Origin of the sequence: Hymenobacter defluvii, from assembly GCF_017589435.1 — a bacterium.
Taxonomy (GTDB): Bacteria; Bacteroidota; Bacteroidia; order Cytophagales; family Hymenobacteraceae; genus Hymenobacter; species Hymenobacter profundi.
The window spans coordinates 309,784-332,043 of record NZ_JAGETX010000002.1; the positions used below are offsets into that span (position 1 = coordinate 309,784).

Consider the following 22,260-nt stretch of genomic DNA (forward strand, 5'->3'; position numbering starts at 1 on the left):
AGTTAATTAAAAAGGCCACTCATGCTGAGTGGCCTTTTTATTTTATGCTCTTCTAAGCTGCCCTATAAGCTTGACGAGGATGGTTAAGCTTATCAGGGAAGGTTGGTATCAAGACTCCTTGTTCCACCATTTGAGCTATATAATTACTGCGTATTCCCACAGCATTCCGTTTTAAAATCATTGCTAGTTGCTGAGTATTTAGTTCAGTTTCAGAGCATAGAATAAATATCAATTGTGCTAGGTAAGATGAAGAAATCCTCCCTAATCTTGCCGGTTCACCTAGTTGCATCAACTTCTGCCAGATAACTTCTGGGATATTAGCCCTGACTAAATCACTGACCGAACTGTACTCAGTGGTTTCTGTACTTTCAGAAACTGAGTTTATGGAGTCTGCAGAAGAGTTTATGGAGTTGTCAACCGACTTTATGGAGTCTGCAGAAGAGTTTATGGAGTTGTCAACCGACTTTATGGACTTATTATTATCATAGATTAAAACTAATTGCCCATTGACTTCATCATGTAGAGCGTTCTTATTTTCAATAGAGGTTTCCAATGTATCTATTTGGTTGCTAGACACTAAATGATATTTTGTCCAACGGCCCCCTCTTTCTTGAGTTAGAAACTTATTTCGTACTAGCAATGCAAGTTGCTTGGTAATATCTGCTGGATGATGGTATGTGAATGAGCGAAATCTCTCATTTGTCACATAACCTTCCTGCTCTGCTAACACAAGTGCTAAACGAGCATTTTCATCAAGTTCTGTAAAGGGTGCTCCAAAGTGCTTGGCAAGCTTGTTAAGCACATCTTGAGGCAAAAAGCTGGTCATCTTCAGTTGTAATGAAACATAATCTGAAGTCGGGGACTCAGTTAAATAAGGATCCGACCAAGATTGGCTCTCCCATGCTCTAAGAATAGCCGGGAAGCCTGACCCTGCTTTTTCTCCCTCACCAATCATCTGAAACATCTTCTGCAAATTCCGATTTCTGCAATCGCTATTCCCGCCTTGAAATACTTCTTCCCGTGGAATACGGAGAGTTCCTGGGTTACGAAAAGTAAACTGGTCAGGCTCTTTTACTATGAGAATAGGGCTGCTACCATTATAATCAGCGTGTATCAATGAATTGACAAGAGCTTCTCGCAGAGCTACGTGAACAGGTGTTTCATCAACTCGCTGATGCTGGTCACGTAGTTGGAAAGGAACTTTTAGGTCACTAATAAGACGAGAATAGGCTTTACGATAAAAATCATACAGATTGCCTGACCACGTACCATCAGTTACAAGACGATCAACCCAACGCTGATGGCTTGGACTCTTCTCTTGATAGTCTACAACGTAGTCTGGTAGAATGCTTTCGATGATATGTTGCTGTCCAAACATTAGCAGGCCAGCTAGAGTAAGACCTTGTTCACCTGTTTCCCGATTATTGAACCAGCCGCCTAAACGTTGGAGAAGATCCTGATCACTTAATACTAACCATGCATGCCCTGGCTTAGTAGACCTGAACTGATTACGAAAAGCTGCTAGACTATCTGAATCAAGGTCAGAAATACCATGATGAGGCAAGGGGCGTGCATCGCGTGTATCATTTTCTGCTTCCGCTATAAGTTGACGTACCCTAGGAGCAGGGCAAGAATAATCTCCCTCATGCCGGCGCTGATAAGTGCCAGTGAGTGGGTTTTCGCCTACATATATGGGTCGCTGATGCCTATGAGCTTTAGGAACACGAATAAATAGTACGTCAAGTCCATCAATTGTCTCAATACGAACATCATCGTTTCCAAGAAGGCTATGGCTTATCGTCTTTCGGTTGTGGACATTACTCCACACTTCTCGTCTTAGCTTTTCAGCATCTTGCAAACCAATTACTTGTAAAGAATGGTCTTTTCGCTCCTTTACACCTAGAACTATAACTCCACCATTCGTATTTGCAAATGCACTATAAGTAGGCCAAATATCGTGTGGTAAAGCACCTCGACCATCTTGTCCTTGAGCCGCTTTAGCCTCAAAATCTGCGCTTTCACGCTGTGCTTGTAAGTCATCGAGTGTCATTACTGCGAAAGTACTAACATTATTATGGTCGTCCGCAAGGCCAGGTTTTCAAGCTATGGCAGGAGGGCAACCACCCCACTGCCCTACCCTCAGCTGAGTGGACTTAGCAAAAGCGCGACTACATTTACCAGAACCCTGTGGTGGTGTGGCTGGTGGATGAAGGCCACCACTGCCTTTTCAGCAGCGCCTTCCCTGATTGTGGGATAACGCTAACCGAATTGCTATAGTAGCGCCTGTGCTTTGCGCAGACAATCAAGCAGTGCAGAAGACAGTAAGCCAGAGACTTGCTTAGCACTTCAGTTGCCGCCGATGGAAGACAAACACCTTACGCCCTCTCCGGCGCTGTTGACGTTCTACAACGCTATTCCGAACGTGGTGTGGTCGGTGCTGAGTCTGGGGCCGCTGAGTGTCTTTTGCTACCAGCACATGGCGCGGCCGTGGCTGTACGGAGCATTGGCGGTGAGCTTGCTAGGGTATGCGGTGCCCAGGGCGTGGTTTCGGTGGTGGCAGCTGAGCGGCTCCGCGGCGGCTTATCGTCGGCTGGGGGTGCACGTAGCCAATCAGTTTACCCAGCACGGCAGCTTCATCAATGGATTGCTGCGGCGGCGCTACCCGCACTACCGGCACGTGCAGAGTCGGGCGGCAGTAGCGGCACTCCGGCAGCACACCTACCACCTGGAGCGGTTTCATCTGGTGGGATTCCTGTTCTTTCTGTTCGCGGCCGGCTACGCGGCCGCGTTGGGTAGGGTAGGCTGGGGGCTAGCGCTGAGCGTGTTGAATATGTTGTACAATGTGTACCCCATGTGGCTGCAACAGTATATTCGGGTGCGGCTGGGTGGCGCGCATAGGTAGTCCCACTGGCGCAGGGCTGTGCCCCATCGTTTTATGTCACACTGCAGCTGCCTCCAACCAAGCGCCAGGTATTGGCGTAGGCGGGTGTACCTGCTGCCGGGCTGGCTAACGCGCAGCTAAGCAATCATGCTTTCTGCTTGGCGGGCTATTATATATGAGAAAATTGGACGCGTTGGGTGGTAGAGGCTTTCGTTTGCTAGGCGTGATATTCTTTCTGCTGCTGGCGCGCGCAAGCTATGCCCAACAGCGTGAGGATATCGACCCCATCGACCCTGGCCGGCCCGATCAGACCAACGGCACATCGGTTGTGCAAAAGCACTTTGTACAGCTGGAAGGCGGCTTGCGCTACCAGGACGGCAGGTCGTCGCGCACCTACAACTACCCTACCCTCACGGTGCGCTACGGCCTGCTAGATAGGGTAGAACTGCGGCTGGGCACTGGGTTTGAGGCATCTATCCCGAGCAGTAGCCGGCAAGGACAACGAGGCCTTGGGGCGCCGGAGGTAGGCACCCGCGTTCAGCTGTGGGACGAGAAAGGCATATTGCCACAGGCTGCCTTCACGGCTACGGCTACCCTACCCGTTGGCAAAAAGGAGCTGCGTCCTACCAACCCCGAGGCCCGCTTGCGCCTCGGCTTCTCCAACTCCCTCACCGATGCGCTTAGCCTCACCTACACTTATGGCTACGGATGGGTGCAGAACGATACCGAGCAGAAGTACGCCGTGAAGCTCGCGGCCCGGCTGAGCAAGCAGTTCTCAATTTACGGCGAAGCCTTTGGCACCACCGAAGCCCGCAGCAGGCCCGATAACGAAGTGGATGCGGGACTGTTGTGGCTCGTGCGGCCCAACCTACAGCTGGACGTGGCCGGCGGCGTTGGTATCAGCCGTGCCGCGCCGTCCTTTTTCCTGACCACGGGGGCGTCTATCCGACTACCCTATTAGGGCCCACCACTGGTGGGCTAACACCAGTACTGAGCATCGGCCTTTGGTCCTTTCACTACCCTTCCTACATTTTTCCTACCCCTACCCCCTATGACACCCCGCGTAATTTGCCACATGATGACTTCCCTGGACGGCCGCATTATTCTGAGCCGCTGGGGCAATGCTCCCAATACCCAGGAGTACGAAACCACCGCCGCTACCTTCGAAGCTGATGCTTGGCTGTGTGGCCGCATGACCATGGAAAAGGACTTCACTGAAGGCCTGGAACCCGACCTGCAACCCGTAACGGAACCCCTTGACCGCACGGATTTCGTAGCCGAGCACTCCGCCGATTCCTTTGTGGTGGCCGTAGATGCGCACGGTAAGCTGGGCTGGGAGTCGGCCGACATTGATGGAGAGCATATCATCAGTGTGCTGTCGGAGCAGGTGAGCGACGAGTACCTGGCTTACCTGCGCCGCGTGGGCGTGTCCTACGTGTTTGGCGGAGCCGAGGAGCTGGACTTCCACAACGTACTGACCAAGCTGGCGGAGCTGTTTCCTATCCAAACCATTCTGCTGGAAGGTGGCGGGCACATCAACGGCTCGTTGCTGAAGGCCGGGCTGATAGACGAGTTGAGCATACTGCACTACCCGGTGGTAGACGGCGCGGCTTCGTCGCCTACCCTCTTCGAGCAGGGCGACCAGCCGGGACCACCACGCCAGTTCGCGTTGCAACACGTGGAGCAACGGCCCGAAGGCATCCTGTGGCTGCGCTACTCGGCCGCCAACAAGAATTAGCACCAGCAGGGTATGCGGTAGCCAGGTGCTTGCCCCCTCCGCAGATTGGGGTAGGCACCTATTAGCGCCTGTGTGCGTAGAAAGCTCTGAAATTGATGCGCTTCCCTCACTCCTATCCATTTGCTATGTTTCGCTTTCTTGTTTTCGTGTTCGCTCTTGCCCTCGGCTTGAGCCACACCGCCACCGCTGCCGGCGAGTTGCCGGCTCGTCCCAACCCGTTCACTTTCGTGACGGACAAAGCTCAGCTCCTCAGCGAAACGGACGCGAAGAAGCTGGAAAGCGGCCTGCGCAGCTACGCCGATAACAACGGCACGCAGGTGGTTGTGGTAACTGTGCCTACCCTGGACGGTCGCACCGTGGCCGACTATGCCCGTGCGCTGGGCACCGCCTGGGGCGTGGGCCAGCGTAACCAAAACAACGGCGTAGTGGTACTGATTTCGGTGCAAGAACGCCAGGTCAGCATTCAGGCGGGCTCAGGCTTGCGTAGCCAGGTTACGCCGGCGCTTACCGACCGCATTATCAGCCAGCAGATGGGGCCGCAGTTCAAACAAGGACGCTACTTTGCTGGCTTGCGGGCCGGGCTGAACACCTTGCTGCAAGCAGCCAACCCAGGTTCGGCACCTACGCAGGCGCCGGCAGCTACGTCGCCCGCCACAACTACTGAGGCTCCCGTTGCTTCGGCGCCACTTGATGAGCCGTTGGAGCAGCCATCTAGTGCGCCTTTCTCGCCGGGGCTGTCCAGCCCTACCCCTACCCCTACCCCTGAGCCATCGGGGCCGGGCATGGGCACTTTGCTGCTGGGTGCTTTAGTGGTAGGTGGCGTAATCTGGCTGCTGGTGAAGTTATTTCGCCGCAAAAGTGCCGCGCAAAGCACTACCGGCAACGCCCCCGATTTCTTACCGAACCGTAACAATCAGCCTACCCAGGGCTACAATCAGGGCGGGCAACGGCCAACACCGGATTTCTTTAACCGGGGCGGCAACGCTGGCAATACCAACAATGGCGGTGGTGGCAGTGGTATTGGTGGCATGTTGGCCACGGGTGCCGCGGCCGCAGCCGGCGCCTACCTCGGCAACCGCATGGCCTCGGGCCAGAGCCACACCGGCAACGACCTACAATTAGGCAACGACAACACGGCGGCTGCTGGCATGGGTGCAGCCGGTTTAGGCGCTACCCCACCCGCTTCGGATGCCGATGTGAATGACTTTTTTGGTGGTGCCAGCGCCGCCAACGACCCCGGCCCAGACTACTTCTCCGACGACGTTTCCTCCGGCCCCGACTACTTCTCGTCTGATAACTCCTACGATGATTCGTCGTCGGATGACACGGGTGGCGGTGGCTTCGATGACAGCAGCGACAACAGCGGCTCGTGGTAGCAACCCGTAACAGACGTTGCGCCAGGCAGCTTCCAAATGGTAGCGTAGCCGCCAGGCATCTTCAGGCTTCTAATAGTTAAAGAGTATAAAAGGCAGCGCCGCGAGCGGGGCAAGAAACGTTTCTTGCCCCGCTCGCGGCGCTGTTGTGTCAATCCAGAAACCTACAAAACTGAAACCGCTATGCAGCTGCCTGGAACTCAAGATGCGTATTCCGTGAAACTAACGGCTGTAGTTTCAGCTCTGTTTTAAGAATTGTAGCGCAACGAGAATTCCTTTATCTGCGCCCGCAGCCATGCAACCGCTTCCTCTTCATTCGTAAAATAACGATACGTGAGTTGCAGGTTCTGCGCTTGTAGGCGTACCGTGTCCATGGCTAAGCGAGCAAAGGCATCGCGTGCCTGCACAATAGCTCCATAGCGGTAGCCACCTTCTACAATAGCCTGAGGCAACCACTCCTCTACCAGCCAACGCTGTTCTTCCAACGAATACGCTTGCATAGCCCGTTGGTCTACTAGTAGCAGGCCTTGCCCCTGCCTTGCGAGCAGGTGCTTGGTGTGCTGTAACAGTCCGTGCCATATGCTTGCCTCCCGGCGACCCAGCGTATAGGTCAGCCGCACAAAACCAGCCCGGTCTTCTTCAACACGGCCCGCTGCATTTTCAAAATACAGCCGATTAGAAGGAGAAAACATAGTCAAATACTTAAGAAGACAAAAAAAGCAAGAACAAGACGATACTGTGTCTTTTCCTTGCTGCACTTGCTATTTACCATAACCCAGACTGCGTGCCGATACTTTTTTAACAATTCATGTACCTAAATCAGCTTTTCCCGATTTCTGGTGGGCAAATTTCTATCTTGGTGAGCGTTAGTTGTTCCGCATCTTTCCATCGCAGCCCCCTTTATGACTACTAGAAGAGATTTTCTGACCTCCGTAAGCGCCCTTGCCACCGGCATGTTGGCCCTGCCTACCCTAGCCCACGCCGCCCGTGTGCAAGATATTGGCCTTCAATTATATAGCGTGCGCGACGATATGATGCGCGACGCGAAGGGCACGCTCAGCAGCCTGGCCAAGATGGGCTACAAAGAAATTGAATCGGCCAACAGCGCCAAGGGCTACTACTACGGCCTGTCGCCCAAGGAAATGAAGCAGCTGATGGGCAGCCTGGGCATGACACTGCGCAGCGGCCACGTGGGCATCGACAACAATTGGCAGAAAGCCGTGGACGCCGCCGCCGAAGCCGGCCAGCAATACCTGGTGTGCCCTTCCCTACCCACCCAGGGCCAGACCGTGAGCAACTACGAGCGTTGCGCCGACACCTTCAATAAAGCGGCCGAAGCCTGCCGGAAAGCGGGTGTGCAGTTTGCCTACCACAACCACAACTCCGAGTTTGAAAAGGATAACGGGAAAGTGCTGTACGATGTGCTGCTGGAAAAAACCGACCCGCGCCTGGTATCCATGGAAATGGACCTGGGCTGGGTGGTAGTTGCCGGCTACGACCCCTTCCAGTATTTTGAGCGCTACCCCAACCGTTTCCCGCTGTGGCACCTCAAGGACATGAAAAAAGGGGAAGCCCACAGCACCGTGCTGGGCACCGGCCGCTTGGACGTAGCCAAGCTGCTGCGCAGCGCCAAGAAGTCGGGCATGAAATATTTCTTTGTGGAGCAGGAAGAGTATGAAGGCGCACCCCTTGCCAGCATGCAGCGCAACATTGCCTACCTGAAAGGATTGAACTACTAACTGCCGGCTATGGCACCATAACGGCTTGCTTTATTGCGGCCCTGGCCCCTACGCCAGGGCCGCAATAGATTACAGCCACAACGAAAGACCACATGCAGCCTTATTTTTTTGCGTGTGTCCTATGAGAGAAATCGTTTGCGGTAGGAGTTTGAAAAGCTTATCTTACTCCCCGTTTAACGTGTGTGGTAGGTGTCTACCGTTACACAATTTGTTCTTCTAACAAGCAAAATAGCCTGGCAAAAGGCTTGGGTTCCTGCCAAAAAGAAGAATACCTTGGGTCAACATTGCTTGCTGTGGTGCCCCTTGGCAGCTATTTCGCACGAAAAAGCTGCTTTCCGCTCTATTCTACCACAGCGTACCAGCGCTGATTTTTTACCCTACCCCTCTTGCTTCATGACCACCAGACGAACGTTTCTGAAATCTGCCGTGCTATTATCGGCAGCGGCTTGCGCCTCCCCTTCTGTACTAGCGGCCGACAAGTCCTACATCGGTCTGCAGCTCTATACCGTGCGCGAGCCCATGCAGCAGGACCCTACCGGCACACTGGCCAAGATAGCCGCCATGGGCTACAACTCGGTGGAAGGCGCTACCTACACTGGCAGTCAGAAGTTCTACGGCATGGAGCCCGCAGAGTTTGCCAAAGTGCTGAAGCAGAACGGGCTGATTATGCCTAGCAGCCACTACGTTCTGGGCGAGGCCATGAACAACGGTCAGCCCACTCAAGGCACCCTGCTGCACGGCTGGGACAAAGCCATAGACGACGCCGCACAGGTAGGGGTGAAGTACATGGTGTGCGCCTACCTTATGGACAGCGAGCGAGACCATTACCAGAAGGTAGCTGACTACCTGAATAAAGCCGGCGAGCAGTGCAAGAAAGCCGGCATTCAGCTCTGCTACCACAACCACGATTTCGAGTTTCAGCCCCAGAATGGGCAGATGCCCTACGATTTGCTGCTAGCCACCGATAAAGACTTGGTGAAGATGGAGCTGGACCTGTACTGGGCCACCAAAGCGGGCAAAGACCCCGTGGCAATGTTCAAGGAACATCCCGGCCGTTTCCCGCTGTGGCATGTGAAGGACATGGACAAAACGCCCCAGCGCAACTTCACGGAGGTAGGTAATGGCAGCATCGACTTCAAGCGCATTTTCGCGCAGAAGAAGCTAGCGGGTATGCAGTATTTCTTTGTGGAGCAAGACCAAACGCCTGGCTCGCCCTTCGACAGCATCAAGCAAAGCGTTTCCTACATCAAGCGCACACTGGTATAGGGTTGGTTTTTGGTTGTTTGTTTTTGGTTGTTTGCCCTTGTGCTGCGCCCCCTATGGGGTGCTGGGCGGCCACTAAAGCTAAACATAAACCGCTGCTATAGACTACCAAAAGTTGAAAACGAATAACTAAAAATACCCACCCCTCCTGTATGGCACAGAATACATATGACGCAATTGTAATCGGCTCCGGCATATCGGGCGGCATGGCTGCCAAGGAACTGACGGAGAAAGGATTAAAAACGATTATGCTGGAGCGCGGCCGCAACGTAGAGCACATCAAAGACTACGTGAATGCCAACAAAGCGCCCTGGGAATTTCCGCACCGCGGCGGCAAAACCCAGCAAATGATTAAGGATTACCCCGTACTCAGCCGCGATTATACACTGAACGAGACCAACCTTGAGTTCTGGACCAACGAGCAGAAAAGCCCCTACGTGGAGGCCAAGCCGTTCGACTGGTTCCGGGGCTACCAGGTAGGGGGCCGCTCGTTGATGTGGGGGCGCCAGAGCTACCGACACAGCGACTTCGACTTTGAGGCCAACGCCAAGGAAGGCATTGCCGTGGACTGGCCCATTCGCTACAAAGACCTGGCACCCTGGTACAGCCACGCCGAGAAGTTTGCCGGCATCAGCGGCAACCGCGACGGCTTGCCCCAGCTACCCGACGGCGACTTTATGCCGCCCATGGACATGAACATTGTGGAGAAGGACGTAGCGGCCCGCATCAAGAAGCACTTCAAGGACCGCGACATGATTATTGGCCGCACGGCCAACATCACCAAGCCCCATAACAACCGCGTGAACTGCCAGTACCGCAACAAGTGCTGGCTGGGCTGCCCGTTTGGGGCGTATTTCAGCACGCAGTCGGCCACGCTACCGGCGGCTATGGCTACCGGCAACCTCACCTTGCGGCCGTTTTCCATCGTTACCAAAATCCTGTACGACAAGGATACCAAGCGGGCCAAGGGCGTAGAGGTGCTGGATGCCGAAACCAACAAAACCTATGAGTATTTCGCCAAGGTTATCTTCGTGAATGCCTCGGCCCTGAACTCGGCCTGGGTGTTGATGAACTCTGCTACTGATGTGTGGCCCGATGGCCTAGGTAGCAGCAGCGGTGAGTTGGGCCACAACCTGATGGACCACCATTTCCGGGCTGGTGCCCACGGCGAAATGGAAGGCTACGAGGACAAATACGTATTCGGCCGCCGCGCCAACGGTATCTACGTGCCGCGCTACCGCAACCTGTTCGGCGACAAGCGCGACTACCTGCGCGGGTTCGGCTACCAGGGCAGCGCCAGCCGCGAAGGCTGGAGCCGCGACATCGCAGAAATGAGCATTGGTGGCGACTACAAAGATGCTCTGACGGAGCCCGGCAAGTGGACTATGGGCATCACGGGCTTCGGCGAAACCCTACCCTACCACGAAAACCGCACATACCTCTCCAAAACCGAGAAGGATGCCTGGGGCCTACCCGTGCTGGTGATGGATGCCACCATCAAAGACAACGAGCAGAAAATGCGCGTGGACATGATGGAGGACGCCAAGGAGATGCTGGAAAAAGCCGGCCTCAAAAACGTGAACACCTACAACAACGGCTACAACCTGGGCGGCGGCATTCACGAGATGGGAACGGCCCGCATGGGTCGCGACCCCAAAACCTCGGTGCTCAACGCGCACAACCAGGTATGGGACGCCCCCAACGTGTACGTGACCGACGGTGCCGCCATGACCTCGGCCTCTTGCGTGAACCCCTCGCTCACCTACCTGGCCCTCACGGCCCGCGCCGTAGACCACGCCGTAAGCGAACTGAAAAAGCAGAACATCTAATTCCTACCGGCAATGAACAGAAGAGATGCACTGGGCCGGGTGGCCCTCCTGATGGGTGGCGCCGTAATTGGCGGCGACCTGTTTCTAACTGGTTGCTCTACCGACAACTCCAAAACAACCGCCAAGGCTGGGCCGAAAGGCGACCAAAAACCAGAAGAAGTTCTGGATGCCAACCAAGTAACGCTGCTGAACGAGGTAGGCGAAACCATCCTACCTGCCACCAAAACGCCCGGCGCCAAAGCTGCCAACGTGGGCGGTTTTATGGCCGTGATGGTGCGCGACTGCTACAAGCCCGAAGACCAAAAGATCTTCTCGGAGGGCATTACCAAGCTCAACGATGCCAGTAAGCAGAAGTACCAGAAGGACTTCATGGGTCTGGATGCCGGTCAGCGCAAGGAGTTTCTAACCGCCCTTGACGCTGAGCAGAAGCAGTACGCCCAAACCAAGACCAAAGAGCAGCCCAACCACTACTTCCGCATGATGAAGGAGCTGACCTTGTTGGGCTTCTTCACCTCTGAGCCAGGCGCTACCCAAGCCCTCCGCTACCTACCCGTGCCCGGCAAATACGACGGCAACGTGCCCTACAAAAAAGGCGACCGGGCCTGGGCTACCTAAATTTGAGTTGTTACTTGCGAGCGAAAAGGCGTCTGTCATCCTGAGCTTGCGAAGGACCTTATGCCAGTTGAACGAGTCGTTGTTACACTTGTCGTTCTACCGTGATAAGATCCTTTGCAAGATCAGGATGACAGCCGTATTTTTTACTTACCACTCAAATTTCACAACCTCACCACTTCACCACACCGCATGAAATTACGACTGGGCATGATTGGCGGCGGGCAAGGCTCCTTTATTGGGGGCGTGCACCGCATGGCCGCTTCCCTCGATGGACTCTATGAGCTGGTGGCCGGCGCCTTCAGCAGCAACCCCGATACCTCCCGTGCCACTGGCCAGGAGCTGGGCCTCGCCCCTGACCGCGTGTATGGCTCCTACCAGGAGCTATTGGAGCAGGAAGCCCAACGGCCCGAAGCCGAGCGGGTACAAGTTATCAGCATCGTGACGCCCAACCACTTGCACTTTGCGCCCGCCAAAATGGCCTTGGAGCACGGCTTTGATGTGGTGCTGGACAAGCCCATGACGTTTTCCCTGGCCGAAGCCAAGGAGTTGCGCACAGTGGTAGAAACCACGGGTCGGCGCCTGTGCCTTACGCACACCTACACCGGCTACCCTATGTTAAAGGAAGCCAAGCAGTTGGTTGCCGACGGCGTGCTGGGCACTATTCGCAAAGTATACATAGAATATCCGCAGGGCTGGCTGAGCACCTACGAAGAAGGCGGCGCCAACAAGCAAGCCGCCTGGCGCACCGACCCCGCCCGCAGCGGCGCAGCCGGCGCCATGGGCGACATTGGCACCCACGCTTTCAACCTGCTAGAATATGTGAGCGGCTTGGAAGTCACGCAATTGTGCGCCGATATCAACGTGGTAGTACCCGGCCGGCAGCTCGACGATGATGGAGCCGTGCTGCTGAAACTGGCCAACGGTGCTAGCGGCGTGCTAGTGGCTACCCAGGTAGCAGCCGGCGAAGAAAACAACCTGCGCGTACGCCTCTACGGCGAAAAAGGCGGCCTCGATTGGCAGCAAGCCGACAACAACACGCTGCTAGTGAAGTGGCTGGACAAGCCCACCGAAATTCGCCAGACGGGTGCCTCCTACCTCAGCCCCTTGGCCTTGCACAACAGCCGTATTCCGGCGGGCCACCCCGAAGGCTACCTCGAAGCCTTTGCCAACCTCTACCGCAACTTCGCCCTTACCCTCATAGCCGACCTGGGTGGCCCCGCTGCCCCAGCCGAAGCCGCCGACTATCCCGGCGTGGAAGACGGCGTGCGGGGCATGGGCTTCATCGAATCGGTTATTGCCTCCGGTAAGTCGGAACAAAAATGGACGCCTCTCAGCTGTTAGCCGATAGCTTTTCGCTAGTAACTTTCGCGTTGAAGAACGCAGCTTGTTCCATCCATAAAAGCCAATAGCTAACAGCTAAAACCTATTAGCAATCAGCTAAGCATTATGAAAACCATCAAAGGACCCGCCATCTTCCTGGCCCAATTCATCAGCGAACAGGCGCCGTTCAATAGCCTGGAAAGCATCTGCAATTGGGCCAGCGACCTAGGCTATAAGGGCATTCAGATGCCTACCCTCGATTCACGTTTCATCGACCTGAAGCTGGCGGCCGAAAGCCAGACTTACGCCGATGAGCTGAAGGGCAAGGTAGCCGATGCCGGCCTAGAAATCACGGAGCTATCCACGCACTTGCAGGGCCAGCTGGTAGCAGTACATCCGGCATACGACCAGCTATTCGACGGCTTTGCGCCGGCCGAAGTGCGTGGCAACCCCGCTGCCCGTCAGCAATGGGCCGTGCAGCAGCTGAAATATGCTGCGCAGGCTTCACGCAACTTAGGCCTCACGGCTCATGCTACTTTTAGCGGGGCCTTGCTGTGGCCCTACGTGTACCCGTGGCCCCAGCGGCCGGCCGGGCTGGTAGAGACGGGGTTTGAGGAGTTGGGCCGTCGTTGGCGTCCTATTCTGGATGTATTCGATGAGCAGGGGGTAGACTTGTGCTACGAAACCCACGCGGGCGAAGACATCCACGATGGCATCAGCTTCGAGCGGTTCCTGGAACAGGTAGACAACCACCCGCGCGCCTGCCTCCTCTACGACCCCTCGCACTTTATTCTGCAATGCTTGGACTACCTGGAGTTCATCGACATCTACCACGAGCGCATCAAGATGTTCCACGTGAAGGATGCCGAATTTAACCCTACCGGCCGTCAGGGCGTGTATGGGGGCTACCAGGGCTGGGTAGACCGGGCCGGACGTTTCCGTTCGCTGGGCGACGGCCAGGTGGATTTCACATCAATTTTCAGCAAATTGGCGCAGTATAACTTCCCCGGCTGGGCCGTGCTGGAGTGGGAATGCGCCCTGAAACACCCCGAAGACGGTGCCCGCGAAGGGGCCCCGTTCATCCAAGACCACATCATCCGGGTAACAGACAAGGCCTTCGATGATTTTGCAGCTTCTGGCATCGACCAGAGCCTCAACAAAGAAATACTAGGATTATAAAACCACACAACTTCCTACTTCCTCTACCTCCTCACCTGATGAAAAACGTTTTTTTGCTGCTGCTCTGCGGCTCGACGCTGCTGGCCTGCAACTCCGGCTCCGATACCGCGAAAGACAAACCCGAGTACACACTGGCCGACGACACGCCTGCTCTTGATACTGATAGCACAGAAGGTGCCGACGTAAGTGCCCAGGCCCGTCAGCCCCAGGTGGATACCGATGTCAACAAGATTGGCACCACGCCCACAGGTGGCGCCGTAGCGGCCGGTGCCAAGCTCATTGAGGGTTCTGACTGCACCAGCTGCCACCGCCAGGACGTGAAGCTCGTAGGCCCGGCCTATGCAGCCGTAGCCCAGAAATACGAGGCCACCGACGCCAATGTGAGCATGCTGGCCAAGAAGGTTATCAGCGGTGGCAAAGGCAACTGGGGCGATATCCCGATGACCCCTCACCCCAACCTGTCGGAGAAAGACTCCGAAGCTATGGTGCGCTACATCCTGACCCTGAAATAAGACGAAAGTCCTAAACGTCATTTCGACCATTCTGCGCATCAAGCAGAGAGGTCGAAATGACGTTTTAGCATCCTGTTCTATCTCACCACTTCCCTACCTAAACCGCCTACCCCCTATGACTGCTACCATCCGAGTGAAGCTGTCCATCATGATGTTCCTGGAGTTTTTCATCTGGGGCGCGTGGTTTGTGACGCTGGGCACCTACCTACTTAAAAACCTAAACGCCACGGGTTTGCAGGTGGGTACAGCTTTTCTGACGCAGTCCGTAGGGGCTATTGTGGCGCCGTTTATTATTGGGTTGATTGCCGACCGGTTTTTCTCGGCGCAGAAAATTCTGGGCGTGCTGCACCTAGCGGGTGCGGTGCTGCTATGGCGGGCCTCGCTGGCGCCCGATTTTGGTAGCTTCTACCCCAGCATCCTCACCTACATGATTCTGTACATGCCTACCCTGGCGTTGGTAAACTCCATCAGCTTCCGGCAGATGCAGGACCCGCAGAAGGAGTTTGCGCCTATCCGGGTACTGGGTACGCTGGGTTGGATTGTGGCGGGCCTTACCATTGGCTGGCTAAACTGGGAGCAGAACGGCAGCCTGCAAGCCACCTTCACGATGGCCGCTGTGGCTTCGGCCATCCTGGGCGTGTTCAGCTTTACGCTGCCCGCTACCCCTCCCGTGAAGAAAGGCCAGAGTAGCTCTCTGGGCGACCTGCTGGGCCTGGATGCCATTGGCATGCTGAAAAATCGTTCTTACCTGATTTTCTTTCTGGCTTCCATTGCCATCTGCATTCCGCTGTCCTTCTATTATGGCTTCACCAATCCGTTTTTGAACGAGGTAGGGATGAAATCGGCGGCCGGTGTGCAGAGCCTGGGGCAGGTATCGGAGCTGCTGTTTATGTTGGCTATTCCGCTGTTTTTCAGCAAGCTGGGCGTGAAGAAAATGCTGGCCATTGGCATGGGTGCGTGGGTGTTACGCTACGTATTTTTCGCTTACGGCAATGCCGACGCTAACTACTGGATGCTGATTGCCGGCATTGTGCTGCACGGCGTGTGCTACGACTTCTTCTTCGTAACGGGTCAAATCTACACCGACAACCTGGCGGGCGAGCAGTTCAAAAGCTCGGCCCAGGGCTTTATTACCCTGGCTACCTACGGGGTAGGGATGCTGATTGGCACCCTGCTTTCGGGCCGCATTTTCGACGCCTACCAACTCTCCCCCGAGGCGCATAACTGGCGCATGATCTGGCTGATTCCGGCCGGTATTGCGGGTGTAGTGCTGCTGCTATTCCTGCTTATGTTCCGTGAGCGGCGCCAGGCCGCTACCTCCGAGCCTGATGTGGCGTTGGGTTCCGCACCGTCGATGGCGCAGGCGAAGTAATCTGCTTCATCCGTCATCTTTTGCTTCTGTCATCTCTAACGCTCCGCTCAGGATGACAGGAGCGAAGGGCACCAACTGATTTTACCAACTTCTAGCAAATTATTCTACGTCTCCCATGCCTACCCTCTGGAATCGTCGCGCTGCGTTGAAGGGCCTGTTAGCCAGTACTGCCGCCATGAGTACCGCCGGAGTAGCCAGCGCGTGTGCTTCGGACGAAAAAAACACTTCTGCTACCATGCCGCTCAAAAACAACATTCGCCAATCGGTGTGCCGCTGGTGCTTCAACGACTTATCGGTGGAGCAGCTTTGCAAAGAGGCCAAGGCGATGGGTATCCAGGGCATCGACCTGGTAGGGCCTGCCGACTGGCCTACCCTGAAAAAGTACGGCCTGGACTCGCCCATGTGCAACGGCGCCGAAATCAGCTTGACAGAAGGATTCAACGACCCACAATACCATGCGCGCCTGCAAAAACAGTATGGCGAGATGATACCTAAAGTAGCCGCCGCTGGCTACACCAATCTGATCTGCTTTAGCGGGAGCCGTCGGGGGCAGTCAGACGAGGCGGGGCTGGTCAACTGCGTGAAGGGCTTGCAGCCGCTGGTGGCCCTGGCCGAGAAGCACAAAGTAGTGCTGGTGATGGAGCTGCTCAACAGCAAAATTGACCACAAAGACTACCAGTGCGACCATACTGCCTGGGGCGCGGCCCTTGCCAAACGGCTGGGCTCCGAGCACTTCAAGCTGCTCTACGATATCTACCATATGCAAATCAATGAGGGCGACGTGATTCGGACCATCAACGAGTTCCACCCCTACATTGCCCACTACCACACGGCCGGCGTGCCCGGCCGCCACGAACTGGACGAGCAGCAAGAGCTGTACTACCCGGCCATCATGCGCGCCATCCTCAAGACTGGTTTCAAGGGGTACGTGGCGCAAGAGTTTATGCCGCAAAAGGCGGATAAGTTGGCCTCGTTGCGCCAAGCGGTGCAGCTTTGCGACGTGTAATTTGTAAAGCGCCTTCTGGGTAGTTAAACAATTCGTGCGTGCGCATTAAACGTTTTGCGGCTGCTCTTGTCAAAGCATCTTCACTGTACATTCTGTACTTGCACTACCTGGCAACAGAGCGTCAGCAATAGTTCGGTTGCGCTCAACAGAACAGCCTGTACTGCACCTTTTCACTCTTACTTTCTATTCCTCTTCCCATGAAATTTCCTTTGCTTGCCACGGCCCTTCTTGGTCTTTCTATGTCAGCGTATGCCCAGCAAAACGCCAAGCCCGAAGACACGGAAGTGTATGAGCCGGTGCCTAAAAAGGTAACGCCCGGCGCCGCTACTACCATGGTAGCGCCCCCTTCGGACGCCATTGTGCTGTTTGATGGTAAGAACCTGCAAGAGTGGGTGAAGGTAGACGACCGCTCCAAACCAGCCGACTGGAAGGTAGCCAATGGTATCATGACCGTTGACAAGACCAAAGGCAACATCGAAACCAAGCGCACCTTCACCAACTACCAGCTGCACCTGGAGTGGCGTGTGCCGGCCAACATCAGCGGCACCGGGCAGGCGCGCGGCAACAGCGGTTTGTTTCTGGCCTCTATCGGCAAGGGTGATGCGGGCTACGAGCTGCAAATCCTGGACTCGTACGACAACAAAACCTACGTGAACGGTATGGCGGGCAGCATTTATAAGCAAAAGATTCCGCTGGCTAACCCCGCCCGCAAGGCCGGCGAGTGGCAAACCTACGACGTAGCCTGGACTGCCCCTACCTTCAAATCGGACGGCACGCTGCAAACGCCTGCCCGCGTAACGGTGCTGTTCAACGGTGTGGTAGTGCAGGACAATGTGGAGTTGGATGGCCCTACCCAGTATATTGGCAAGGCCAGCTACGAGGGCAAGGCGCACGGCGCATCGCCCATCAAGCTCCAATCGCACGGCGACAAGAGCGAGCCGCTGAGCTTCCGCAACATCTGGATACGTGAGCTAGGCAAGTAAGCCGCTACAGCGGCTCGTAGCAGGGGTAGCGCCGCTGCCGGTATATCTTGCCGTCTTTAAATTCAAACACCAAGCACAACTCCGACGCGACGCGTTGCCCGCGCACTGCGGGCCCTGCGTCGTGGAGGACGGTGGCCTCCCATCGGCCTTCAACCACCACTGTGCCCGTAGAGCCCACGTGGGTGTGATGTACAATAAAGCTGGGGTCGAGGAGTAGTTCCCGTCCCGCCCGCAGGTTGGTCAGAATCTCGTCGAACGAGCGGCTCACGGGCTGCTTGTTGAGGTCATTGGCGTATTCCAGCTGTTCTACTTCGGGGTGCAGTACCGCCGCGTAGGCAGCAGTATCCACACTGAATGCCTGTACTAAATCGAAATACGCTTGGAGAACGGCAAGTGGCTCGGTGGGCATAGCGCTAGTGAGGAGGTGATGAAACAGTGCGCAAGATAGCCGAAGCCGCCCAACGATACCACATGCGCGACTGCACCGACTTTGCCACACTGCTAACCGGCGACGCGCGCCAGCAACAAGCCTATCATACGCTGCAAGCGCTGGGCATTATGGCCACGTTGCAGGCTTTCGACCCGGTGCTGGCTGGCACCATTCCGCTGAGCATTGCCACGCCAGCCAGCGACCTGGATGTGATTTGCGCAGTATTCCCGAAGCAAGAGCAAGCATTTCGGGCGCTGCTGCACACGCACTACGCAGATTTACCCGGCTTTGTACTACGCGAAACCGTGGGCCAGGGCCAGCCAGCCATCGTCTGTAACTTTCAGTATCAGGCGTTTGCCGTGGAAGTGTTTGGGCAAGCGTGCCCCTCCCGGCAACAGTACGCCGTGCGGCACATGCTGGTAGAACAACGGGTACTAGAAGCCGGGGGCGAACCGTGGCGGGCTGCCGTGCAACAACTCAAGCAACAAGGCATCAAAACTGAGCCGGCCTTTGCTACGCTACTCCAACTGCCAGGCAACCCCTACGACGCCCTCCTAGCGCTGGAGCACTACACCGTAGCGGAGTTGCAAGCCCGGCTGCCGCCCCTACCCTAGCACTACCACCCTACCTGCCGCAGCAGCCAGCTCACGGCTGTGGCCTCCTCATCAAAGGAGTGATATACCAAGGGTAGGCCCTGTATTTTGGTGGTAATGTAGGCCGTGGCGAGGCGCGTCATCACATCCGGCGACACCAGTACAGCCCCAAAGCGGTAGCCTCCTTCCCGCACAGCGTGCGGCAGCCATTCGTTGGCTACCCACTCTTGCTCCTGAGGCGTGAAACGGCGCATGTTTACTTGGTTAATCAGAATCCGACCCCAACCATACTGCTGCAAGGCACGCGTCATGTGCGTAAAAAGTGCTTCCACATCCTTGGGGCCACGCGGCTGATTGCTCCATACCACCCGCAGAAAACCTGCCGAATCGGTCAGTAAACGACCAGCAGCATTCTCGAAGTACACAGTAGAAGAGGCAGCCATACGCATCAACGGCGAAGGTCTGACACCGACGCGGAATTACCAAATAGGCAGTAGTTGCCGCTGGCTCCTGCCGAGCCTATAACTCTCCGCACGCAGCAGCGTACAGCCAGGGAAGGCCGTTAGCCTAGCATACCTACCTTATACCCACCCTTTTCTCTCTTCTGTATGAAAATGCTTTTCCTACTTCTGGCTGGCGCTACCCTCTCGCTGGCTTCCTGCTCACAGGACCAAACAGCCATGGAGCGCGCCGAGGACATGCCCGCCGGCACGACTATTAAGGGTGCAGACGGCAGCAAGATCAAGAAGCAGGACGACGGCGACATCAAGATCAAAGACGCTGAAGGCAATAAAGTAAAGAAAGACGCCGACGACGGCGAATTGAAAGTGAAGTAGCGCGTACTATTTCGCCTACCAACAAAAAAGCGCGGGGCAATTGCCCCGCGCTTTTTTGTTTTCTACTGGTATAAGATATCTACTTCGTAGTGATAACCACCGCGCCGTTTTTGCCTTTTTCACCATAGCGCTTAGTGGCTTTTGCCGCGTCTAGCACGTAGATCGACGATAGTTGGCCGTGCGCTATTTTCGATTGCTCCAGCGTGGCTTCTTTGTCGTTCACCAGTAGCAGCCGGCCGCCCAGTTCGCCGGCCGACAGGCCGGTGCCGCTCATTACCGCATCGTTTATTTTCTTCACCTCTGGGCTAGGAGGCGTGTAGGTGATATTGTGCTTTTTGTTGAACGCCTTCACCGCCTCCGAGTCTTTATTCTTCTTGGTGGTGACGATAATAGCACCATTGGCTGCTACAGGATCGAGCGTAGCCAACACGGCTTTGTCTTTCACGACGTTCATAACCTCAATTTCCTCTGGCTTGGTATCGTTCAGTGCTTCGTTCGAAGTCAGCACGCCATCTACATAGTAGGCGAGCGGACCTTGTTTCGCCGCGCTTAGTTTGGGAGCCTGCGCTTGCGCGGATTGGCTGCCTAGGCCGCCAGCGGCTAACAACAGCGTTACAATTCCTGCGGTAATGGTTTTGGTAGTTTTCATGATAATGGACTGCCTGTGCAGCTAGTTAGTTGATTGTGAATGGTTTTTGGTAATGACTATGACTACGTCGTTACGCCCTTTTTCGCCGTACTGTTCAATTGCTTGCTTGCCTTTTAGCACGTTTACGCTTTCAATGGCTTCAGCATTTATCTCGCTGATTTCTTCTTTATCTACCGGTTCGCCGTTCAGGATATACAGCGCGTCGGGCAATTGCTTAAATCTTTCATCCCGCTGACGTATTTCTTCTCTTTCGCGGGCCTCTTTGGCAGGTCTCTCTGCTTCTTCTTTTTCAAACTCAGCACGCGTTTGAAAACCATATTTCTGCCGAAATGCTTTCGTTGCCGGCGAGTTTTCACCTGTTTTTGTAATCACTAAAAAAATGCGCTTAACACCTGGTCCAAATTCTCCTCTAAAGCGCCCCCCTGCTCCATGTATTTGCACTATGCCTATTTCAGGAATAGCTTCAACAGCAGCTTTACTACTCGGTTTACCATCTAAAAAGAACAGCGTACTGTCGCTCATGGCGTCAAACCTTGCTGATGAAGTTTTTCGTACTTCCATCTCATCACCCGCAGGCTCACCTTGCGGGGCACAGGCGAATGCCAGCAATGCTAATCCTGGTATCAGCAGCGCATACAACCCCAGATAGGCAGTAGCGGAACGCTTCTTGTTCATCATGGCAATGCGGTTTTTAAGAGTGAGAAAGGTGAAATGATTCGCTAGGGCCGCACTGGGCGCCAGCGTACTGAGCTTCAGCAAGCTATACTGGTAGGCTTTGGCATCGAGCAGGCCGGCGCGCAGCACGGCGCGGTCGGTAATGAACTCTAGGTTTTCCTGCACCGCCTGGCGCAGTAGCCACACCCCCGGATTGAACCAGCAAAAGACCTGCGTAAGTTGAGCCACCAATACATCTAGGGTGTGCCACTGTTGCACGTGCACCTGCTCATGGCGCAGAATGGCCGGCAGCTCGGAGGGGGCATGCTGATCGGGGTTGAGATAGACGGTGCGCCCAAACGAAAACGGATTCATGGCGGCCCCTACCCTCCGGTACTGCTGCCCGTGCCACTGCGCCGGCCGTGAGGCTCGCCGGATGCGGTACAAGCCCGTTAGTTGCGCAAGCAAGCGCAACAATAAAACGCCTACCCCCACCCAATACGCCCATTCGAGGCTGGTCCAATACGTGAAAGCAGGCGCGGCGGCAGTGGGCAGGTAGGTCCAGGTTTCGCCCAGCACCTGCGTAGTGGCAGCCACCGGCCGGGCCAGCCACGCGCTGACATCTACTACCGGGTAAGCAGCCGAAAAGCCTACCGAGAACAGTAGATACCAGCGGTTGAGCGTGTAGAACGTGAGGCGGCGCAGCACCAGCCAATAACCGGCGTAGAACAGCAGCAATGCCCCATTCACTTGCAGCAGATAGAGGAGTAGCGCGGGCATGGCTAGTCGCGTTTACTGTCCTCAATCATACGGATAATCTCCTGCAACTCGTCGGCGCTGATTTTCTGCTCTTTCGCAAAAAACGATACTACCTCTTTATAAGAGTTGCGGAAATAGTCGCTCACGAAATTGCTCATGAAGCGGCGGCGGTACTCCTCGTTGCGCACCAGCGGGGCGTAGCGGTAAGAGTTGCCCAGCTTCTCGGCGCGCACGTAGCCCTTGCGCTCCAGGTTGCGGATGGTAGAGGCCAGCGTGGTGTAGGGCGGCGCAGGTTTGGGTAAACGCTCCAGCACCTCTTTCACAAAGCCACCATCCAGCTGCCACAGCACCTGCATGGCTTCTTCTTCGGGTTGGGTAAGTCGTTCCATATCAGTTAATACGATTCTTTCGTAATACTACGATTATTTCGTAAATAAAGATATACTTAATCAAAAAAACGAGGCCACTACCCTTTACAGGATAGCGGCCTTGTTTCAAACAATTAGCCTAATAATACCTACAAATAACT

Annotated in this window: 23 protein-coding genes; 16 read left to right on the forward strand and 7 right to left on the reverse strand. The window is 55.4% G+C overall.

The features are described from left to right. Positions 1-52: 52 nt before the first annotated feature. Positions 53-2,050, reverse strand: a complete 1,998-nt coding sequence (locus tag J4D97_RS05420; protein ID WP_208306697.1) for an RNA-binding domain-containing protein — start codon at positions 2,048-2,050, stop codon at positions 53-55. Positions 2,051-2,359: 309 nt separating this feature from the next. Here J4D97_RS05420 and J4D97_RS05425 point away from each other — a divergent pair, with 309 nt between their 5' ends. The 4 genes from J4D97_RS05425 (at position 2,360) to J4D97_RS05440 (ending at position 5,995) form a co-directional block, all read left to right on the forward strand. Further along, complete coding sequence (locus J4D97_RS05425) at positions 2,360-2,902, forward strand: hypothetical protein (protein WP_208306698.1); 543 nt, start codon at positions 2,360-2,362, stop codon at positions 2,900-2,902. Between the two features lie 154 nt (positions 2,903-3,056). Then, the gene (locus J4D97_RS05430) at positions 3,057-3,842 is read left to right on the forward strand and encodes a transporter (RefSeq protein WP_208306699.1); all 786 of its coding nucleotides are present in this window, start codon (positions 3,057-3,059) and stop codon (positions 3,840-3,842) included. Between the two features lie 90 nt (positions 3,843-3,932). Beyond that, positions 3,933-4,619, forward strand: a complete 687-nt coding sequence (locus J4D97_RS05435; protein ID WP_208306700.1) for a RibD family protein — start codon at positions 3,933-3,935, stop codon at positions 4,617-4,619. A gap of 125 nt (positions 4,620-4,744) precedes the next feature. Next, on the forward strand, positions 4,745-5,995 hold the full coding sequence (locus J4D97_RS05440; RefSeq protein ID WP_208306701.1) for a TPM domain-containing protein: 1,251 nt from the start codon (positions 4,745-4,747) through the stop codon (positions 5,993-5,995). Positions 5,996-6,240: 245 nt separating this feature from the next. Here J4D97_RS05440 and J4D97_RS05445 read toward each other — a convergent pair whose 3' ends face one another. Beyond that, positions 6,241-6,684 (reverse strand): hypothetical protein, encoded by a 444-nt coding sequence (locus J4D97_RS05445; RefSeq protein ID WP_208306702.1) that lies wholly within the window; start codon positions 6,682-6,684, stop codon positions 6,241-6,243. Positions 6,685-6,894: 210 nt separating this feature from the next. On the opposite strand from J4D97_RS05445, the gene J4D97_RS05450 reads away from it, so the two are divergent. From J4D97_RS05450 to J4D97_RS05495, 10 genes are all read left to right on the forward strand, one after another. Then, positions 6,895-7,731, forward strand: coding sequence for a sugar phosphate isomerase/epimerase family protein (locus tag J4D97_RS05450; protein WP_185281634.1), 837 nt, complete (start codon positions 6,895-6,897; stop codon positions 7,729-7,731). A 393-nt stretch (positions 7,732-8,124) separates the two neighbouring features. After that, complete coding sequence (locus tag J4D97_RS05455) at positions 8,125-8,997, forward strand: sugar phosphate isomerase/epimerase family protein (RefSeq protein WP_185281635.1); 873 nt, start codon at positions 8,125-8,127, stop codon at positions 8,995-8,997. Positions 8,998-9,146: 149 nt separating this feature from the next. Beyond that, positions 9,147-10,823 (forward strand): GMC oxidoreductase, encoded by a 1,677-nt coding sequence (locus J4D97_RS05460; RefSeq protein ID WP_208306703.1) that lies wholly within the window; start codon positions 9,147-9,149, stop codon positions 10,821-10,823. A 12-nt stretch (positions 10,824-10,835) separates the two neighbouring features. After that, positions 10,836-11,438: a gluconate 2-dehydrogenase subunit 3 family protein gene (locus tag J4D97_RS05465; protein WP_208306704.1), complete on the forward strand. Its 603-nt coding sequence runs from the start codon at positions 10,836-10,838 to the stop codon at positions 11,436-11,438. Positions 11,439-11,627: 189 nt separating this feature from the next. Further along, a complete protein-coding gene (locus J4D97_RS05470) occupies positions 11,628-12,779 on the forward strand; it encodes a Gfo/Idh/MocA family protein (RefSeq protein WP_208306705.1) in 1,152 nt (383 codons plus the stop codon). A 105-nt stretch (positions 12,780-12,884) separates the two neighbouring features. Next, positions 12,885-13,937, forward strand: coding sequence for a sugar phosphate isomerase/epimerase family protein (locus J4D97_RS05475; protein ID WP_208306706.1), 1,053 nt, complete (start codon positions 12,885-12,887; stop codon positions 13,935-13,937). Positions 13,938-13,975: 38 nt separating this feature from the next. Beyond that, positions 13,976-14,449, forward strand: coding sequence for a c-type cytochrome (locus tag J4D97_RS05480; protein ID WP_185281639.1), 474 nt, complete (start codon positions 13,976-13,978; stop codon positions 14,447-14,449). Between the two features lie 115 nt (positions 14,450-14,564). Further along, positions 14,565-15,821, forward strand: coding sequence for a nucleoside permease (locus J4D97_RS05485; protein WP_185281640.1), 1,257 nt, complete (start codon positions 14,565-14,567; stop codon positions 15,819-15,821). Between the two features lie 115 nt (positions 15,822-15,936). Next, on the forward strand, positions 15,937-16,827 hold the full coding sequence (locus J4D97_RS05490) for a hydroxypyruvate isomerase family protein (protein ID WP_208306707.1): 891 nt from the start codon (positions 15,937-15,939) through the stop codon (positions 16,825-16,827). A gap of 197 nt (positions 16,828-17,024) precedes the next feature. After that, complete coding sequence (locus tag J4D97_RS05495; protein WP_185281642.1) at positions 17,025-17,810, forward strand: 3-keto-disaccharide hydrolase; 786 nt, start codon at positions 17,025-17,027, stop codon at positions 17,808-17,810. 4 nt (positions 17,811-17,814) lie between these two features. Here J4D97_RS05495 and J4D97_RS05500 read toward each other — a convergent pair whose 3' ends face one another. Continuing rightward, the gene (locus J4D97_RS05500; RefSeq protein ID WP_208306708.1) at positions 17,815-18,219 is read right to left on the reverse strand and encodes a nuclear transport factor 2 family protein; all 405 of its coding nucleotides are present in this window, start codon (positions 18,217-18,219) and stop codon (positions 17,815-17,817) included. Between the two features lie 62 nt (positions 18,220-18,281). Here J4D97_RS05500 and J4D97_RS05505 point away from each other — a divergent pair, with 62 nt between their 5' ends. After that, a complete protein-coding gene (locus J4D97_RS05505; RefSeq protein ID WP_208306709.1) occupies positions 18,282-18,854 on the forward strand; it encodes a DUF4269 domain-containing protein in 573 nt (190 codons plus the stop codon). 2 nt (positions 18,855-18,856) lie between these two features. On the opposite strand, the gene J4D97_RS05510 is transcribed toward J4D97_RS05505, so the two are convergent. Next, the gene (locus tag J4D97_RS05510) at positions 18,857-19,276 is read right to left on the reverse strand and encodes a hypothetical protein (protein WP_185281645.1); all 420 of its coding nucleotides are present in this window, start codon (positions 19,274-19,276) and stop codon (positions 18,857-18,859) included. Positions 19,277-19,441: 165 nt separating this feature from the next. On the opposite strand from J4D97_RS05510, the gene J4D97_RS05515 reads away from it, so the two are divergent. After that, on the forward strand, positions 19,442-19,669 hold the full coding sequence (locus J4D97_RS05515; RefSeq protein ID WP_208306710.1) for a PepSY domain-containing protein: 228 nt from the start codon (positions 19,442-19,444) through the stop codon (positions 19,667-19,669). Positions 19,670-19,748: 79 nt separating this feature from the next. Here the strand turns inward: J4D97_RS05515 and J4D97_RS05520 are convergent, their stop codons facing one another. Genes J4D97_RS05520 through J4D97_RS05530 form a run of 3 tightly spaced genes read right to left on the reverse strand, consistent with a single transcriptional unit; the run spans position 19,749 to position 22,120 of the window. Further along, positions 19,749-20,318, reverse strand: coding sequence for a hypothetical protein (locus tag J4D97_RS05520; RefSeq protein ID WP_208306711.1), 570 nt, complete (start codon positions 20,316-20,318; stop codon positions 19,749-19,751). 21 nt (positions 20,319-20,339) lie between these two features. Beyond that, positions 20,340-21,752: a M56 family metallopeptidase gene (locus J4D97_RS05525; RefSeq protein ID WP_208306712.1), complete on the reverse strand. Its 1,413-nt coding sequence runs from the start codon at positions 21,750-21,752 to the stop codon at positions 20,340-20,342. 2 nt (positions 21,753-21,754) lie between these two features. Further along, entirely contained in the window at positions 21,755-22,120 is a 366-nt protein-coding gene (locus tag J4D97_RS05530) for a BlaI/MecI/CopY family transcriptional regulator (protein ID WP_208306713.1), read from the reverse strand. Positions 22,121-22,260: the final 140 nt, after the last annotated feature.

Excerpts from the sequence above, each read along its gene's own strand:
- J4D97_RS05420 (WP_208306697.1), bottom strand. The coding sequence starts at position 2,050 with ATGACACTCGATGACTTACAAGCACAGCGTGAAAGCGCAGATTTTGAG.
- J4D97_RS05425 (WP_208306698.1), top strand. The coding sequence starts at position 2,360 with ATGGAAGACAAACACCTTACGCCCTCTCCGGCGCTGTTGACGTTCTAC.
- J4D97_RS05430 (WP_208306699.1), top strand. The coding sequence starts at position 3,057 with ATGAGAAAATTGGACGCGTTGGGTGGTAGAGGCTTTCGTTTGCTAGGC.
- J4D97_RS05435 (WP_208306700.1), top strand. The coding sequence starts at position 3,933 with ATGACACCCCGCGTAATTTGCCACATGATGACTTCCCTGGACGGCCGC.
- J4D97_RS05440 (WP_208306701.1), top strand. The coding sequence starts at position 4,745 with ATGTTTCGCTTTCTTGTTTTCGTGTTCGCTCTTGCCCTCGGCTTGAGC.
- J4D97_RS05445 (WP_208306702.1), bottom strand. The coding sequence starts at position 6,684 with ATGTTTTCTCCTTCTAATCGGCTGTATTTTGAAAATGCAGCGGGCCGT.
- J4D97_RS05450 (WP_185281634.1), top strand. The coding sequence starts at position 6,895 with ATGACTACTAGAAGAGATTTTCTGACCTCCGTAAGCGCCCTTGCCACC.
- J4D97_RS05455 (WP_185281635.1), top strand. The coding sequence starts at position 8,125 with ATGACCACCAGACGAACGTTTCTGAAATCTGCCGTGCTATTATCGGCA.
- J4D97_RS05460 (WP_208306703.1), top strand. The coding sequence starts at position 9,147 with ATGGCACAGAATACATATGACGCAATTGTAATCGGCTCCGGCATATCG.
- J4D97_RS05465 (WP_208306704.1), top strand. The coding sequence starts at position 10,836 with ATGAACAGAAGAGATGCACTGGGCCGGGTGGCCCTCCTGATGGGTGGC.
- J4D97_RS05470 (WP_208306705.1), top strand. The coding sequence starts at position 11,628 with ATGAAATTACGACTGGGCATGATTGGCGGCGGGCAAGGCTCCTTTATT.
- J4D97_RS05475 (WP_208306706.1), top strand. The coding sequence starts at position 12,885 with ATGAAAACCATCAAAGGACCCGCCATCTTCCTGGCCCAATTCATCAGC.
- J4D97_RS05480 (WP_185281639.1), top strand. The coding sequence starts at position 13,976 with ATGAAAAACGTTTTTTTGCTGCTGCTCTGCGGCTCGACGCTGCTGGCC.
- J4D97_RS05485 (WP_185281640.1), top strand. The coding sequence starts at position 14,565 with ATGACTGCTACCATCCGAGTGAAGCTGTCCATCATGATGTTCCTGGAG.
- J4D97_RS05490 (WP_208306707.1), top strand. The coding sequence starts at position 15,937 with ATGCCTACCCTCTGGAATCGTCGCGCTGCGTTGAAGGGCCTGTTAGCC.
- J4D97_RS05495 (WP_185281642.1), top strand. The coding sequence starts at position 17,025 with ATGAAATTTCCTTTGCTTGCCACGGCCCTTCTTGGTCTTTCTATGTCA.
- J4D97_RS05500 (WP_208306708.1), bottom strand. The coding sequence starts at position 18,219 with ATGCCCACCGAGCCACTTGCCGTTCTCCAAGCGTATTTCGATTTAGTA.
- J4D97_RS05505 (WP_208306709.1), top strand. The coding sequence starts at position 18,282 with ATGCGCGACTGCACCGACTTTGCCACACTGCTAACCGGCGACGCGCGC.
- J4D97_RS05510 (WP_185281645.1), bottom strand. The coding sequence starts at position 19,276 with ATGGCTGCCTCTTCTACTGTGTACTTCGAGAATGCTGCTGGTCGTTTA.
- J4D97_RS05515 (WP_208306710.1), top strand. The coding sequence starts at position 19,442 with ATGAAAATGCTTTTCCTACTTCTGGCTGGCGCTACCCTCTCGCTGGCT.
- J4D97_RS05520 (WP_208306711.1), bottom strand. The coding sequence starts at position 20,318 with ATGAAAACTACCAAAACCATTACCGCAGGAATTGTAACGCTGTTGTTA.
- J4D97_RS05525 (WP_208306712.1), bottom strand. The coding sequence starts at position 21,752 with ATGCCCGCGCTACTCCTCTATCTGCTGCAAGTGAATGGGGCATTGCTG.
- J4D97_RS05530 (WP_208306713.1), bottom strand. The coding sequence starts at position 22,120 with ATGGAACGACTTACCCAACCCGAAGAAGAAGCCATGCAGGTGCTGTGG.